This is a genomic window from Bradyrhizobium huanghuaihaiense (assembly GCF_007830635.1).
Taxonomy (GTDB): Bacteria; Pseudomonadota; Alphaproteobacteria; order Rhizobiales; family Xanthobacteraceae; genus Bradyrhizobium; species Bradyrhizobium huanghuaihaiense.
In genome coordinates this window covers 117826-133339 of sequence record NZ_VLLA01000021.1, presented here as the reverse complement: position 1 = coordinate 133339, position 15514 = coordinate 117826, and the positions used below count along the sequence as shown (strand labels likewise).

Annotated in this window: 9 protein-coding genes and 1 pseudogene; 7 read left to right on the top strand and 3 right to left on the bottom strand. The window is 64.6% G+C overall.

Features of this window, described 5'->3' with window-relative positions:
• Nucleotides 1-86: 86 nt before the first annotated feature.
• The 3 genes from IQ16_RS32845 to IQ16_RS32835 all read right to left on the bottom strand — a co-directional run bounded on the left by IQ16_RS32845 (nucleotide 87) and on the right by IQ16_RS32835 (nucleotide 4333).
• Nucleotides 87-515 carry a GlcG/HbpS family heme-binding protein gene (locus IQ16_RS32845; protein WP_018643172.1) on the bottom strand — a complete coding sequence of 143 codons (429 nt, stop codon included), beginning with the start codon at nucleotides 513-515 and terminating at the stop codon, nucleotides 87-89.
• The gene (locus IQ16_RS32840; protein ID WP_018643173.1) at nucleotides 508-3480 is read right to left on the bottom strand and encodes an FAD-binding and (Fe-S)-binding domain-containing protein; all 2973 of its coding nucleotides are present in this window, start codon (nucleotides 3478-3480) and stop codon (nucleotides 508-510) included. Before IQ16_RS32840 ends, IQ16_RS32845 begins: the two co-directional genes overlap by 8 nt.
• A 103-nt stretch (nucleotides 3481-3583) precedes the next feature.
• Nucleotides 3584-4333: a GntR family transcriptional regulator gene (locus IQ16_RS32835; RefSeq protein ID WP_026312023.1), complete on the bottom strand. Its 750-nt coding sequence runs from the start codon at nucleotides 4331-4333 to the stop codon at nucleotides 3584-3586.
• A gap of 133 nt (nucleotides 4334-4466) precedes the next feature.
• On the opposite strand from IQ16_RS32835, the gene IQ16_RS32830 reads away from it, so the two are divergent.
• The 7 genes and pseudogenes from IQ16_RS32830 to IQ16_RS32800 all read left to right on the top strand — a co-directional run bounded on the left by IQ16_RS32830 (nucleotide 4467) and on the right by IQ16_RS32800 (nucleotide 15506).
• The gene (locus IQ16_RS32830) at nucleotides 4467-5669 is read left to right on the top strand and encodes a pyridoxal-phosphate-dependent aminotransferase family protein (protein ID WP_026312024.1); all 1203 of its coding nucleotides are present in this window, start codon (nucleotides 4467-4469) and stop codon (nucleotides 5667-5669) included.
• A gap of 55 nt (nucleotides 5670-5724) precedes the next feature.
• A pseudogene (locus IQ16_RS32825) lies at nucleotides 5725-7007 on the top strand (MFS transporter).
• Between the two features lie 115 nt (nucleotides 7008-7122).
• A complete protein-coding gene (locus tag IQ16_RS32820) occupies nucleotides 7123-8322 on the top strand; it encodes a pyridoxal-phosphate-dependent aminotransferase family protein (RefSeq protein WP_018643176.1) in 1200 nt (399 codons plus the stop codon).
• A gap of 24 nt (nucleotides 8323-8346) precedes the next feature.
• Complete coding sequence (locus IQ16_RS32815; RefSeq protein ID WP_018643177.1) at nucleotides 8347-9144, top strand: enoyl-CoA hydratase/isomerase family protein; 798 nt, start codon at nucleotides 8347-8349, stop codon at nucleotides 9142-9144.
• A 586-nt stretch (nucleotides 9145-9730) separates the two neighbouring features.
• Nucleotides 9731-13645: a beta strand repeat-containing protein gene (locus IQ16_RS32810; RefSeq protein WP_026312025.1), complete on the top strand. Its 3915-nt coding sequence runs from the start codon at nucleotides 9731-9733 to the stop codon at nucleotides 13643-13645.
• Nucleotides 13646-13852: 207 nt separating this feature from the next.
• Entirely contained in the window at nucleotides 13853-14827 is a 975-nt protein-coding gene (locus IQ16_RS32805) for a Bug family tripartite tricarboxylate transporter substrate binding protein (protein ID WP_026312026.1), read from the top strand.
• Nucleotides 14828-14963: 136 nt separating this feature from the next.
• Nucleotides 14964-15506 (top strand): tripartite tricarboxylate transporter TctB family protein, encoded by a 543-nt coding sequence (locus IQ16_RS32800; protein ID WP_018643180.1) that lies wholly within the window; start codon nucleotides 14964-14966, stop codon nucleotides 15504-15506.
• Nucleotides 15507-15514 lie beyond the last annotated feature (8 nt).

Here is a 15514-nt window from a genome sequence, read left to right as displayed (position 1 = left end):
GATGCACGGCCGAGATGCAGCCGGGCCGTCGCCCTTCGAGGCCTCCGCTTCGCTCCGGCGCCTCAGGGTGACGGGGATGGTGCAGTCTAACCCGCGTTGGCCTTCAGTCCCGCCGCCTGGATACCCGCGACCGCGCAGGCCTCGTCATTGTCGGAGGTGTCGCCGGACACGCCTACCGCCCCGAGCAGGGTCGTGCCGTCCATGATCAGCACGCCGCCGGGGACCGGCACCAAGGCGCCCTTGGCGATCGTGTTCACGGCATCGATGAAATAGGCCTGCTCCTGCGCGCGCTGGAACAGCGCGCGCGAGCCCATGCCCATCGCGAGCGCGCCATAGGCCTTGCCGTGGGCGATCTCGGCGCGCATCAGGCTGGTGCCGTCCTGCGCCGCCGCGATCTTGAGCACGCCGCGCGCGTCCAGGATGGTGACGACGAGGGGCTTGAGCTTCAGCTCGGTGGATTTTGCGAAGGCGGCGTCGAGGATCTTGCGGGCGGTGTCGAGGGTGAGTTCAGCCATGGCTTGGTTCCTTTGTCACGGGAGTGGAATTGGTTTCAGCGCGATCGAGGCTCATCGCCAGCACGCGCGCGACGTGAAGCGCCTCGCGCTGCGTGCCGTCGTGGATCTGGTGGCGGCAGGAGGTGCCGTCGGCGACGACCAGCGTGCTCGGCTCCGCGCGCCGCACGGCGGGCAGCAGCGACAGCTCGGCCATCTCGATCGAGGCATCGTAGGTGTCCGCACCATAGCCGAAGGCGCCGGCCATGCCGCAGCAGCTCGACTCGATGGTTTCGACCTTGAGGCCGGGGACGAGGCGCAGCACCTGCTCGACCGGCTTGAAGGCGCCGAAGGACTTTTGATGGCAATGGCCGTGCACCACGGCCTTCTCAGTGACGTTGCCGAGCGGCAGTTGCAGCCGTCCGGCCTCGGCCTCGCGCACGAGAAACTCTTCGAAGGTGAGGGCGTGCGCGCCGACGGCCTTGGCGTCGTTGTCCTTGCGCAGCGATGCGAGCTCGTCGCGCAGCGTCAAGAGGCAGCTCGGCTCGAGGCCGATGATCGGCACGCCGCGCGCCGCGTATGGCGCGAAGGCGGAGACCAGCCGGTCGAGCTCTGCTTTGGCTTCGTCGACGAGACCAGCCGAGAGGAACGTGCGGCCGCAGCACAGAGGCCGGCTGCCGCTCACAGGCTTCGGCAGGTGCACGCGATAGCCGCCGGCCGCGAGCACGCGGAGCGCGGCGTCGAGATTCTCGCGCTCATAGATGCGGTTGAAGGTATCGGTGAACAGCACGACCTCGCGGCCGCTCTCCGGGCCGACGCTGTCAGCTGGCGGCACGAACACATCGCTGCGGAAGGCGGGCAGCGCCCGGCGCGCGCTGATGCCGGCAAAGCGCTCGAACAGCTTTCGCAGCGGTGGACTGTGGTTGCGCAAGTTGGCGAGCGGCGCGAAGCGGGCCGCAAGGCCGGCATAGCGCGGCAGGTAGCCGACAAGGCGGTCGCGCAAGCTCAAGCCGTGGCTGGCTGCGCGCGCCGCGAGCACCTCGATCTTCATCTTGGCCATGTCGACGCCGGTCGGGCATTCGTGGCGGCAAGCCTTGCAGGAGACGCAGAGTTTCAGCGTCTCCATCATCTCGTCGGAGGCGAGCGCGTCGGGGCCGAGCTGGCCGGAGATCGCGAGGCGCAGCGTGTTGGCGCGGCCCCGCGTGACGTCCTTCTCGTTGCGCGTGGCGCGATAGGAGGGGCACATCACGCCACCCTCGAGCTTGCGGCAGGCGCCGTTGTTGTTGCACATCTCGACCGCCCCCTGGAAACCGCCGCCGGCGCCGGGGTAAGCCGACCAGTCGAGCCTGGTCCTCAGCTCGCCGACGCGATAATCGGGCTTGAAGCGGAACAGCGAGCGATCGTCCATTTTGGGTGCATCGACGATCTTGCCGGGATTGAGGACGCCGGCGGGATCGAAGCGCTGTTTCACCTCCCTGAAGTCGGCAACCAAGCGCTCACCGAACATGGTCTCGTGGAATTCGGAGCGCACCAGGCCGTCGCCATGCTCGCCGGAATGCGAGCCTTTGTATTCGCGGACCAGCGCGAAGGCCTCTTCGGCGATGGCGCGCATCGCCTTGACGTCCTTCTCCAGCTTCAGGTTCAATACCGGGCGCACGTGCAGGCAGCCCTCGGAGGCATGGGCGTACATCGTACCGCTGGTGCCGTGTTTTGCGAACACCTCGTTCAGTCGCTGGGTGTAGTCGGCGAGATGCGGCAGCGGAACGGCGCAATCCTCGACGAAGGAGACCGGCTTGCCCTCCTGCTTCATCGACATCATGACGTTGAGGCCGGCGGCGCGGAAATCGGCGATGCCGCTCTGCAGTGCCGGCTCGGTGATCTCCACCACGCCGCCCCATTTGCGCGTGTCGTTATTCCAGCCGAAGCCGAGATCGCCCATCAGCTCGCCGAGCTGCTTGAGACGGACGAGATTGTCGGCCTGGTCCTCCTCAGCGAACTCGACCACCAGCACGGCATCGGGATCGCCCTTGATCGCGGCGGAGATGATCGGGCGGAACATCGCGATGTCGCGGCCTAGCGCGATCATGGTGCGGTCGACCAGCTCGACCGCGATCGGCTTCAGCTTGACCAAATGCTGTGCCGCATCCATCGCCTCGTAGAAACTGCCGAAATGGCAGACGCCCAGCGCCTTGTTGCGGATCACAGGCCACAGCTTCAGCTCGACCTTGGTGGTGAAGGCGAGGGTGCCTTCCGAGCCGACCAAGAGATGCGCCATGTTGTTGGGCGCATTGCGCGGCACCAGCGCATCGAGATTGTAGCCGCCGACGCGGCGCTGCACTTTCGGAAAGCGCGCCGCGATCTCGTCGGCCTCACGGCTGCCGAGATCGAGCATGTCGCGGAACAGGGCGCGGGTGCTGTCGCTGGCCTCGAGGTCGGAGAGATCGCGCGAGACCTCGCCGAAGCGGCTCAGTGTGCCGTCGGCGAGCGATGCCTCCATCGACAGCGTGTTGTCGCGCATGGTCCCGTAGCGAAGCGAGCGGCCGCCGCAGGAATTGTTGCCGGCCATGCCGCCGATGGTGGCGCGCGAGGCCGTGGAAACGTCGACCGGAAACCACAGGCCGTGCTTTTTGAGCTGCCGGTTGAGGTCGTCGAGCACGATGCCGGGCTCGACCACGCAGGTCCGGCCCTCGACGTCGAGCGACAGGATGCTGTTGAGATGCTTGGAGAGATCCACCACCAGGCCGTCATTGACGGTCTGGCCGCATTGCGAGGTGCCGCCGCCGCGCGGGGTGACCTTCAGGCCTTCGTCGCGGGCGATCGCCAGCGCCCTCAAGGCCTCATCCATGGTCTTCGGGACCACCACGCCTGATGGCATGATCTGGTAGAACGAGGCGTCGGTGGCGTAGCGGCCGCGGCTGAAGGGGTCGAACAGGACGTCGCCGGTCAATTCCGACCGCAGGCGCCGTTCGAGCGAGGAGGCGTTTGTCATCCCTGATCCCGGACTGCCTCAGCGAGGCTCAGCCTTGCTGAGTTATTCATTATGGTTCCAGACCGATTATATTATGAATTCAAAATGAGCAAGCCGGGCGCCCTCAAGGCGCTGCCGGTGCGTCCTCTTGAGGCTCGGTCAGGTGCTCGATCGCCGCCGTCCGCTTGTTGCGCAGGTGCTGGAACAGGATGTCGCTGAGCTCGCTGCCGGCGCGGCGACGCAGAGCATCGAGGATGGCCTCGTGCTCGCGCATCGCTTCCGCCCAGCGCTGCCGCTTGCGGGCGAAATTGGCGGAGTAGCGGACGCGGCGAATGCGGCCGGCGAAGTTGGAGTAGGCGGTCTTCAGCGTCTCGTTGCGCGCGGCCGCGACGATGCTCTCGTGGATGCGCTGGTTGGTCTGGAAATAGCCGTGCATGTCGCGGTGCAGGTAGTGGCCGTACATCTCGTAATGCAGTTGCTCGATCGCGCTGATTTCCTCATCTGTAATGGCTTCGCAGGCGAGCCGCCCGGCCAGGCTTTCCAGTCCCGCCATGACGTCGAACAGCTCTTCGAGGTCGCGCTGGCTGAGCTGGCGCACGCGTGCGCCGCGGTTGGGCAATAGTTCGATCAACCCCTCGGCCGCGAGCACTTTCAGCGCCTCGCGCAAGGGTGTGCGGGAGATGCCGAGCATCTCGCAGAGCTGCCGCTCGGGAACGCGCGCGCCCTCCGGAATGTTGCCTTCGACCACGTAGTCGCGCAGCCGCAGCAGGATCTCGCCGTGAAGCGAGGCCTCGTGCCGGTTTTCCTGGCGGTCGCCGCCATTGCCGGCGGGCGGGGTGATCGGAACCCCGGTGTCGGGAATCGTGGATTTCATTTGCAGCACAGTAGTTTGCCCGTTAGGTCGCGTCGACGTCCACAATCGAATACCAAATTTCGATTGAAACGACAAAAAATGAATGCAAAATAGCCAACAGAGCCGGCCAGAACCCGCCGACAGGGAGGTTTTCATGCACCAGGGACGCCATTTCCTTCAGATTCCGGGCCCGAGCCCGGTCCCCGAGCGTGTCCTGCGCGCCATGGACATGCCTGTCATCGACCACCGCAGCGCGGAGTTCGGCGAGCTTGGCCGCACCGTGCTCGAAGGCAGCCAGAAGATCTTCCAGACCAAGGGCCCGGTCATCATCTTCCCCTCGTCGGGGACCGGCGCCTGGGAGGCCGCGATCGTCAACACGCTGTCGCCGGGCGACAAGGTGCTGATGGTCGAGACCGGCCATTTCGCCACCCTGTGGCGGCAGATGGCCGGCCGCTTCGGCATCGAGGTCGATTTCGTCCCGGGCGACTGGCGCCGCGGCGCCGATCCCGCGGTGATCGAAGCAAAGCTTACCGAGGACAAGGCGCGCACGATCAAGGCCGTCATGGTCGTGCATAACGAGACCTCGACCGGCGCGACCAGCCGCATCGCCGAGATCCGCGCCGCGATCGACCGCGCGTCGCATCCGGCGCTGCTGATGGTCGACACCATCTCCTCGCTCGGCTCGGTCGACTATCGCCACGACGAATGGAAGGTCGACGTCAGCGTTAGCTGCTCGCAGAAGGGTTTCATGCTGCCGCCTGGGCTCGGCTTCAACGCGATCTCGGAGAAGGCCTTGGCTGCGTCCAAGACCAACAAGATGCCGCGCTCCTATTTCGACTGGGAGGAGATGCTCAAGCCCAACGCAAAAGGCTTCTTCCCCTACACACCGGCGACCAATCTGCTCTACGGCCTGCGCGAGGCGATCGCGATGCTGCTCGAGGAAGGGCTCGACAACGTCTTCGCCAGGCATCAGCGGCTTGCCGCCGCAACCCGCGCCGCCGTCAATCATTGGGGTCTCGAAGTGCTCTGCCAGGAGCCTTCAGAGTTCTCGCCGGTGCTGACCGCCGTGCTGATGCCGCCGGGACATGATGCTGATGCGTTCCGGAAAGTCGTGCTCGACAATTACAACATGTCGCTCGGCTCAGGCCTGTCGAAGGTCGCCGGAAAGGTCTTCCGTATCGGCCATCTCGGCGAATGCAATGCGCTCACTCTGCTCGGCGCGCTCACTGGCGTGGAGATGGGCCTGTCGGTCGCGGGCGTGCCGCACCGCTCCGGTGGCGTCGATGTTGCGATGAAGCTCTTGGAGCAGCGTCCGCAAGGCAACGCCTCGCCGCACCTGAAGGTGGTCGGCACTTAAATCGCGCGGGACAGGCGGGCAGCAATCATAACAACAACGATACGGGAGGGGTGAGGTGGGGGTTCGGTTCAAGGCCACGCATGTCGTGCTGGCGATGCTCTGCGCGATGTATTTCATCACCTACGTCGACCGGGTGAACATCGGCACGGCCGCGAGCGAGATCCAGAAGGAGCTGGCCCTGTCGAACACCCAGCTCGGCCTCGTCTTCTCCGCCTTCGCCTATCCTTACCTACTGTTCCAGGTGATCGGCGGCTGGGTCGGCGATCATTTCGGACCGCGCAAGACGCTGTTCTGGTGCGGCATGATCTGGGCGGCCGCCACCATCATGACCGGCTTCGTCAACGGTCTTGCTGCACTCTTCGTCGCGCGGTTCGCGCTCGGTTTCGGCGAGGGCGCGACGTTCCCCACCGCAACGCGCGCGATGCAATATTGGACCCGGCCAACCGCCGCGGCTTTGCGCAAGGCCTCACTCATTCCTTCGCCCGACTCGGCAATGCGGTGACACCGCCGGTGGTGGCGCTGCTGATCCTGTGGCTGACCTGGCGCGGCGCCTTCGTCGTGCTCGGCTTCGTCAGCCTGATCTGGGGCGTGATCTGGGTCTGGTACTTCCGCAACGAGCCGAAGGACCATGCTTCCATCACCGAGGCCGAGCTTGCAGCGCTGCCGCCGCGCCCGGCCGGCGAGCGGCCGCGGGTGCCCTGGGGTGCGCTGCTGGGCCGGATGTGGCCGGTGACGCTGACCTATTTCTGCTACGGCTGGTGCCTGTGGCTGTACCTCAACTGGCTGCCGCTGTTCTTCAAGAACAACTACAATCTCGACATCAAGAACTCGGCGCTGTTCGCCTCCGGCGTGTTCTTCGCCGGCGTGGTCGGCGACAGCGTCGGCGGCGTGCTCTCGGACAGGATTCTCGACCGCACTGGCAATGTCCGCCTGGCGCGGCTCAGCGTCACCGTAACAGGGTTTACGGGGGCGCTGCTCTCGCTGCTGCCGATCCTGTTCGTCCACGACATCACCGTGGTCGCGCTGTGCCTGTCGGCCGGCTTCTTCTGCGCCGAGCTGGTGATCGGCCCGATGTGGTCGATCCCGATGGATATCGCGCCGAAATATTCGGGCACCGCCTCGGGAATCATGAATACCGGCTCGGCCTTCGCGGCCATCGTCTCGCCGCTGGTCGCGGGCTTCGTGATCGATGCGACCGGCAACTGGTACCTGCCGTTCCTGATGTCGATGGGCCTGCTGCTGCTCGGCGGCTTTTCCGCCTTCCTGATGCACCCGGAACGGCCGTTTGCTGAGGTCGAGGGCAGGGGACCGGCCGGCAAGATGGTGGCCGCGGAATAGGGGCGGCGGATGTCCGCCGCTTATGCATGGGAAGCGCCTCAAGGAGAGGGACAAGCCGGTCAAATGGTGCTATTCGGCGGCCATCAAAACCAAGGCTAGACCGGGAAGGACGCCTATGACCGTGCATACTGGAAGGCATTTCCTACAGATTCCAGGACCGACCAACGTGCCCGACCGCGTGCTGCGGGCGATGGACATGCCGACGCTGGATCATCGCGGTCCGGAGTTCGCCGAGCTCGGTTTCGCGGTCCTCGCCTCAATGCAGCGCGTGTTCCGCACCAAGCAGCCCGTGATCATCTTCCCCTCGTCCGGCACCGGCGCCTGGGAAGCGGCGATGGTCAACGTGTTCTCGCCCGGCGACAAGGTTTTGATGTGCGAGACCGGCCAGTTCGCCGTGCTGTGGCGCGGCATCGCCGACAAGTTCAAGCTCGACGTCGACTTCATCCCGAGCGACTGGCGCCATGGCGCCGATCTCGCCGAGATCGAGCAGCGCCTTGCCGCCGACAAGCAGCACGCCATCAAGGCGGTCTGCGTCGTCCACAACGAGACCTCGACCGGCTGCGTCACGCCGCCGGCGGAGGTGCGCAAGATCCTCGACCGCACGAAGCATCCGGCGCTGCTGATGGTCGACACCATCTCCGGTCTCGGCTCGATGGAATATGAGCACGATGCCTGGGGCATCGACGTCTCGGTTGCGGGCTCCCAGAAGGGCCTGATGCTGCCGCCCGGCCTCGGCTTCAACGCCGTGTCGGAAAAGGCGCTCGCCGTTGCCAAGGCCAATCCGGGCATGCGCTCCTATTGGGACTGGCAGGAGGTCATCAGCTTCAACAAGCTCGGCACCTTCCCCTATACGCCGGCGACCAATCTGCTCTATGGCCTGCGTGAAGCCGTGAAGATGCTGGAGGAGGAGGGGCTGGAGAACGTCTGGACCCGCCACAAGCGCCATAGCGCGGCGACGCGTGCCGCGGTCAAGGTCTGGGGCCTCGAGACGCAATGCGCCGATCCCGCCGCGCATTCGCCGGCGCTGACCGGCGTGCGCGTGCCCGAGGGCCATGACGCCGATGCCTTCCGCAAGGTCGTGCTGGAAAACTTCGACATGTCGCTCGGCACCGGCCTGAACAAGGTGAAGGGCAAGGTTTTCCGCATCGGGCATATCGGCCATTTCAACGATCTGATGCTGATGGGTACGCTCGCCGGCGTCGAGATGGGCCTGGATCTTGCAAAGATTCCGCACCGGAGCGGTGGCGTGCTGGCGGCCATGGACGTCCTGAAGGGACGCGACGTGGTGCCGATGACCAAGGCTCAGGTGGCCTGAACTAACTTGGAAGGTGATAGCGCGATGAACGCACCGACGACGACCAACGAAGACCTGCTCTACTCCGTCACCGACGGCATCGCGCGGATCACCTTCAACCGCCCCCAGGCGCGCAACGCAATGACCTTCGCCATGTATGATCGCATGGCGGAGATCTGCCAGGAGATCAACGCCGACCGCTCGATCAAGGCGCTGATCCTGACCGGCGCGGGCGACAAGGCCTTCGCTTCGGGCACGGACATTTCCCAGTTCCGTGCGTTCAAGTCCGCGCAGGACGCGCTCGACTACGAGGCGCGGATCGACCGCGTGCTCGGCACGCTCGAGCAGTGCCGCGTGCCCGTGATCGCGGCCATCGCCGGCGCCTGCACCGGCGGCGGCGCCGGCATCGCGGCCTGCTGCGATCTCCGTATCGGCACCGAGACGACGCGGATGGGCTTTCCGATCGCGCGCACGCTCGGCAACTGTCTCTCGATGTCGAACATCAGCCGCGTCGTCGCACTGGTGGGACCCGCCCGCACCAAGGATCTGATCTTCAAGGCGCGCCTGGTCGAGGCGCCGGAAGCTCTCGCCCTCGGCCTGCTCAACGAGGTCGTGCCCGACGTCGAGACGCTGCAGCGCCGTGCCGAGGAGACCGCAAAGCTCGTCGCCAGCCACGCGCCGCTCACGCTGGAGGCGACCAAGGAAGCGGTGCGCCGCATCCGCCGCACGCTGTCGCGCGAGGAAGGCGAGGATCTGATCCTCAAGGCCTATATGAGCGAAGATTTCCGCGAGGGCATGGACGCCTTCCTCAACAAGCGTGCGCCGGTCTGGAAGGGCAAGTAGCGCGCGTCCTCGGCTTTTTGCGCCAGGTGCGCGGCGTGCAGAGCCAAGGCGATTGCTGACAATCCATCACCAGGCGACCGCGTAAATCCAATTATCCCAGACGTTACAGGCGGTTCCGTCATTCGGAACCGCGATTGTGAACGTGCGCGTCCACGCGTTTACGTTGACGGCACGCCGAGCCCGGGCATAAGATCGCAGAGGTTGCATTCCACCGTCTCGTTTTCCGAGGCGATGGTCCGGCCGGGTGGTTGAGGCCCAGTCGATTGAGCGACGTTAATTGTGGAAGCGTTCCGGCGGACCGTGCTGCAACCGGACGTCATTGAACTGAAATCGAACTGTAGAAGTAGCGACGTAGTTTCGACCATGCGAGCCGCGCCAGAATTTCATTGCTGCTGACCATCCCGACGCCAGGCACGACCTCGCGAACAAGCCAAAGCTCCTGAACCTAGACCCTTAAGCCAACCCCCTTAAACCAAGGCCTTTGAGTCAAAGCCGTTGAGTCTCGTCTGATTTCTCAGACCGATTAGTCACGTCGCCGCTTTCTCATGCGACGGCGCCTTCATGGCAACGCAGGCAGGGATTTTCCATGACCAACCACACGCCGGTTTTCACCTCGTCATCCGCGACGGGCAGCTTCACCGAATTCGCCAACCTCAATGATTCAACCGCGCTGCACACGCTGTCGGGGACGATGAGCTTCAAGGACAGTGACAAGACCGACACCCATACGACCACCGCGACGCTGCATTCGGCGGTGGTGTCGGGCGGAACGGTCATCCCTGCCACCTTGCTTGCGCAGTTCCAGACCGCGATGCAATCGCAGATCCTGAGCGATGCAAACGGCTCGGGCCAGCTGAAATGGACCTTCAGCGACGAGGACGAGGATTTCGATTTCCTCGCCAAGAACCAGACGCTGGTCCTGACCTACGACGTCAAGGTTTCCGACAATCACGGCGGCTTCGCGATCCAGACCGTCAAGATCACCATCACCGGCACCGACGACAAGCCCGTGATCAACATGACGACGGCGGCGACGGTCACCGAGCAGGCGAACCAGACGCTCTCGCTCACGCCGGACACGGTTCACGTCGCGCTCAACTTCACCGACGACGACCTCGCCAACACCGGGCACACCGCGACGGTTACAGGCGTGTCTGCGTCCGGGGCCACGGCAGGCCTGCTGCCGGGGCCGTTCGGCAATGCCGAGCTGATGTCGTTCTTCCGCGTCGACAACGTCATCAAGACGTCCGGCTCCTCGACCGGCACCATCAACACCACCTTCTCGGCGCCCGATCTCGCCTTCGACTATCTTTCAGCTGGCCAGCATCTCGACATCACCTACACCGTCCAGCTCGACGACCATGCCGGCGGAATCTCGAGCCAGACCGTCACGGTGACCGTGGTCGGCACCAACGACAGGCCGCTGTTCCTGTCGTGCCCGGAATCGGCCGCGCTCGTCGAGGATCAGAACCTGGATTCCTCCGGCAACCTACATGCCAGCGACAGCCTGCTCTTCACCGACATCGATCTCGCCGACACGCACGCGGTCTCGACCACGGTCACCGCGACCCGTTCGGGCGGCGGCTCGATACCCCTGACGAATGCTCAGCTGCTGGCTGCGTTCGGCACCTCGCTGCAGGATTCGACCGGTCATCTGTTCGGCGAGGTCGACTGGAATTTTGCGCTGGCCAATGCCTCGACCAATTTCCTCAACGGCGGCGAGACGCTCAAGCTCGTCTATCACGTGACGGTCGATGATGGCCACGGTGGTTCCACCACCCAGGACGTCACCATCACCATCCTCGGCGTCAATCATCCCGTCGTCATCACGAGCGGCCCGGAGTCCTCCACCGTCGTCGAGCAGGATGCCACCACGGGCTCTTCCGTGCCCGATACGACGCCGACAATTCCGGCGGGCACGCTCGCCTTCACCGACCAGGACACCAGCGACGCCCACACCGTGACGGTGACGCTGGATTCGATCTCCGGACCGACACCACCGGCGGCGACGCAGGCCGATCTCGCCGCGGCGCTGACCACGGTGCTGCACGATTCCACGGGCTCAGGCTCGGGAAGCATCGACTGGAATTTTGCGATTGCCGACAAGGATCTCGACTATCTCGCGGCCAACGAGACGCTGACGGTGAACTACCATATCAAGGTCGCCGACGGCTCGACCAGCTCGACACAGACGGTCTCCGTCGTCATCACCGGCGCAAACGACGCGCCGGTGATCACGAGCGGACCGCAGGCCGCTTCGCTGTCGGAGCAGCCTGGCGTCACCGGATCGCAATCGCCTGACACCACGAGCCCGGTGCCGACGGGAACGCTGAGCTTCAACGACGTCGATCTGTCGGACACGCATTCGGTCAGCGTGGTGCTGGATTCGGCGGTGTGGTCGAACGGTAGTTTTGCCATCCCCGGTCAAACGGTGGTGGACCTCCAGTCGGCGCTTTCCACGGTGCTGCATGACTCTACGGCAACCGGCACCGGAAGCATCGACTGGACCTTCAGCATCGCCGATGCCGATCTCGACTTCCTCAGCTTCGGCGAGACGTTGACGGTGCAGTATGACGTCAACGTCTGGGACGGATTCACCAATTCGACCCAGACCGTCACCGTCACCATCGATGGTGCGGCCGATCCGCTGGTTCTGACACCACTGACCCTCGCAGCATCCGACACCGCGGGATCTGATGCCGGCACGGCAATCGCAACCGGCGCCATTTTCGACGTGACCCAGCCGGTCGACCTCAGCACGCCGCGGACCATCACCGAGGTCAACGGCAGCGCCGCCAATGTCGGCCACTCCGTGGCCGGCACCTATGGCACGCTGGTGCTCAACGCAGACGGCTCCTACGGCTATGTCGCCAATGCGGCGGTCGACGCGCTGCTCGCCGGCGACAACGTCACCGACCAGTTCACCTTCACGGTCGATGACGGCCAGGGCCATCAGGCCTCGACCACGCTCACCTTCAATATCGCCGGCGCCGACGACAATCCGCAGGTCACCGCCGCCAATGTCAGCGGATCGGTCACCGAGGACGCCGGTCCGCCGGTCATTGTCAACGGCGATTTCGAGACCGGCAATCTCGCCGGCTGGTCGGTGAGCGGCGGAGGCCATATCCACGTCGCGCAGCTCGAGTTCGGCGGCAGTTTCGGTCACTATTCGGTCGAGCTTCTGCCGACGAGCGGCAGCCCGGAAACATTGTCGCAGAACGTCGCGACCACGCCCGGCCAGCACTATTTCGTCAGCTTCGACGTCATCGGCGACCCCGAGGGCGTCAACACGCCATTCTCGGTCTCGTGGGACGGCGCAACCATCCTGTCGCTCGCCAACGTGCCGTCGGGCCTCAACCACTATTCCTTCGATCTCATTGGAGACGCCTCGCTATCGTCGACGCTGCTGCAGTTCACCTATGAGGACGATGCCACCGGCATGATCCTCGATTCCGTCAATGTCAGTCCGGCGACGGGACCTGCCAGCGAATCCACGGCGGGCTCGCTGTCGTTCTCCGACGCCGAGACCGGAGATACGCACAGCGCGAGCTTCCTGGCGAACGGCAGCGGTTATGTCGGCACGTTCACCCTCGATCCGGTCAGCGAGGCCGGCGGCACCGGATCCGTCGCCTGGCACTTCACGGTCGACAACGCCGACATCCAGTTCCTGGCGCAGGGGCAGACGCTGACCCAGGACTATCTGGTGACGATCACCGACAACAATGGCGGGTCGACCACGCAGGACGTCACCGTCACCATCAACGGCACCAACGATGCGCCGACCGCCGTGAGCGAGACTGTCATCACCGATGTCGGCGCGAGCGCAACGGTCGAGATTCCCAACTGGGCCCTCGCCTTGAACGACACCGACCCCGACACCATCGACCACCTTTCGCTCGGCACGATCACCACGAGCTCCGGCGGCAGTGCCGTCCAGTTCGGGGACGCCTTCTTCACCGACGACGCGACGCCCGGCGGCTCGTTCAGCTACACGACCTCCGACGGGACGACGACCTCCTCCAACGCTGCAACCGCGACCATCATCAACAACACAGCCGGCGCAACCGCGCTCACCGGCACTGGCGGTGATGATATCCTGATCGCAACCAACGGCACCGAGACGATGAGCGGAGGCGGCGGCAACGACGTCCTGATCGCAACGGCCAGCGGCAATGCCATGACCGGCAGCGCTGGCAACGACACCTTCGCCTTCCTCCAGCAGCCGTCGGCGCCGAGCACCATCGGCGATTTCAACAACACCACCGAGCACGACCGTATCGCCGTCTCCGCGAGCGGTTTCGGCGGCGGGTTGACGGCGGGAATGGACGTCACGTTCGAGACGTCCGGCGACGATGTGTTCTCGGGCTTCTCCCAATTCCATTTCGACACCGGCAACCAGACGCTCTACTACAGCGCCGACGGGACCCAGGGCGCGGCGGTGGCATTGGTCACCGTCCAGAACGGCGTGCTGCTCAGCCAGCACGACATCTTGGTCGTCTAAGCCGCAGCTGCCGCGGCGAAACTTCTGAGGCACGGGCCCTGAAGGGGCCCGCGTCGTTTGTGGCGCGCCGGTCTCATTCCAAAGTCATACGGGGGATGCCATGGGGTGGCTTGAACTCGGTCGGATTCGCCAGCACAATGGCGCTGAATTCATCTCTGAATTTCCAATCCGAACAAGAACATAGGGAAGACGCACGTGGGACATGGAATGAAGGCGGCAATCGCGCTGGCGGCCGCGCTTTGCGGCACGCCCGCCTTTGCCGGCTGGGAGCCGACCAAACCCGTCGAGATCGTCGTGGCGGCGGGTGCGGGCGGTGCCTCGGATCAGATGGCCCGGATGATGCAGGCCGCGATCCAGAAGAACAATCTGATGAAGCAGCCCATGGTGGTGTCGCTCAAGGGCGGCGCATCGGGTGCGGAAGCGCTGATGTACATGAAGTCCAGCGAGGGCGACCCGAACAAGGTGCTGATCGCCTATTCGCTGATCTACATGCTGCCGCTGTCGGCGAAGATCCCGTTCAACTGGCGCGAGCTCACGCCGGTCTCGGTGATCGCGCTCGACCAGTTCGTGCTGTGGGACAACAGCGCCGGCCCCAAGACGGTGAAGGAATTCATCGAGGCCGCGAAGGCGGCAAGCTCGCCGTTCAAGATGGGCGGCACCGGCTCCAAGCGCGAGGATCACGTGCTCACCGTGTTCCTGGAGCAGAAGACCGGCGCGAAGTTCTCCTATCTGCCCTACAAGTCCGGCGGCGAGGCCGCGACCCAGCTCGTCGGCAACCACACCGAAGCCAACGTCAACAATCCCAGTGAAAATCTCGAGGTCTGGCGCGCCGGCCAGGTGCGTCCGCTCTGCGTGTTCGACAAGGAGCGCATCTCCTACACCAGCAAGGTGACGGACACCCAGTCCTGGGCCGACATCCCGACCTGCAAGGAGCAGGGCGTCGACGTGCAGTATCTGATGCTGCGCGCGATGTTCCTGCCCGGCAAGGTCACGGCCGAGCAGCAGGCGTTCTTCGTCGAGCTGTTCCACAAGGTGACGCAGACCGCCGAATACAAGGACTACATGGAGAAGCAGGCGCTGAAGCCGATCTTCCTCACCGGCAAGGACATGGTGCAATTCCTCGAGGAGGACGATGCCATCAACAAGGCGCTGATGACGGAAGCCGGATTCGTCGCGAAGTAATCACATCCTCCACGTCATGCCCCGCGAAGGCGGGGCATCCAGTATTGCACAGAGCTCGACGAACGACGGCTTCTGCACGGCGTACTGGATCATCCGCTTTCGCGGATGATGACAGCGCAACCTGATTTGGCAGAGCATGTCCCAAACCGATCTTGAAATCGTCGTCGACGATCCGACCGCCCCCGAAGACGACTCGCCGTCCGTCGTCTCCTCCGGCACGATCGAGATCATCGTCTGTCTCCTTCTTCTCACGCTTGCCGTCACACTCGGCTACGACAATTGGCGCACCGGCGCGTCCTGGGATGCGACAGGGCCCGAGCCCGGCTATTTCCCGTTCTATCTCTCCATCATCCTCGGCGGCGGCAGCCTCTACGGCCTGATCGTGGCGCTGGTCGCCCACCGCAAGGCGGCAGAGACCTTCGTCACCCGCGCCCAGGCGCGCCGCGTGATGGCGGTGTTCGTGCCGACGCTGCTGTTCTGCCTGGTGATGCAGTTCCTCGGCCTCTATGTCGCGAGCTTCCTGTTGATCGCCGGCTTCATGCGCCTCGTCGGCAAGATCGCCTTGTGGAAGTCGCTGCTCACCGCTTTCGTGTTCACGGCGATCATGTTCGTCACCTTCGACATCGCCTTCGACGTCATCATGCCGAAAGGGCCGCTCGAAGCGGCCTTCGGTCGCTAGGCGGGTCC

Coding starts and splice junctions, on each gene's coding strand:
- IQ16_RS32845 (WP_018643172.1), bottom strand. CDS start 515: ATGGCTGAACTCACCCTCGACACCGCCCGCAAGATCCTCGACGCCGCC.
- IQ16_RS32840 (WP_018643173.1), bottom strand. CDS start 3,480: ATGACAAACGCCTCCTCGCTCGAACGGCGCCTGCGGTCGGAATTGACC.
- IQ16_RS32835 (WP_026312023.1), bottom strand. CDS start 4,333: ATGAAATCCACGATTCCCGACACCGGGGTTCCGATCACCCCGCCCGCC.
- IQ16_RS32830 (WP_026312024.1), top strand. CDS start 4,467: ATGCACCAGGGACGCCATTTCCTTCAGATTCCGGGCCCGAGCCCGGTC.
- IQ16_RS32820 (WP_018643176.1), top strand. CDS start 7,123: ATGACCGTGCATACTGGAAGGCATTTCCTACAGATTCCAGGACCGACC.
- IQ16_RS32815 (WP_018643177.1), top strand. CDS start 8,347: ATGAACGCACCGACGACGACCAACGAAGACCTGCTCTACTCCGTCACC.
- IQ16_RS32810 (WP_026312025.1), top strand. CDS start 9,731: ATGACCAACCACACGCCGGTTTTCACCTCGTCATCCGCGACGGGCAGC.
- IQ16_RS32805 (WP_026312026.1), top strand. CDS start 13,853: ATGAAGGCGGCAATCGCGCTGGCGGCCGCGCTTTGCGGCACGCCCGCC.
- IQ16_RS32800 (WP_018643180.1), top strand. CDS start 14,964: ATGTCCCAAACCGATCTTGAAATCGTCGTCGACGATCCGACCGCCCCC.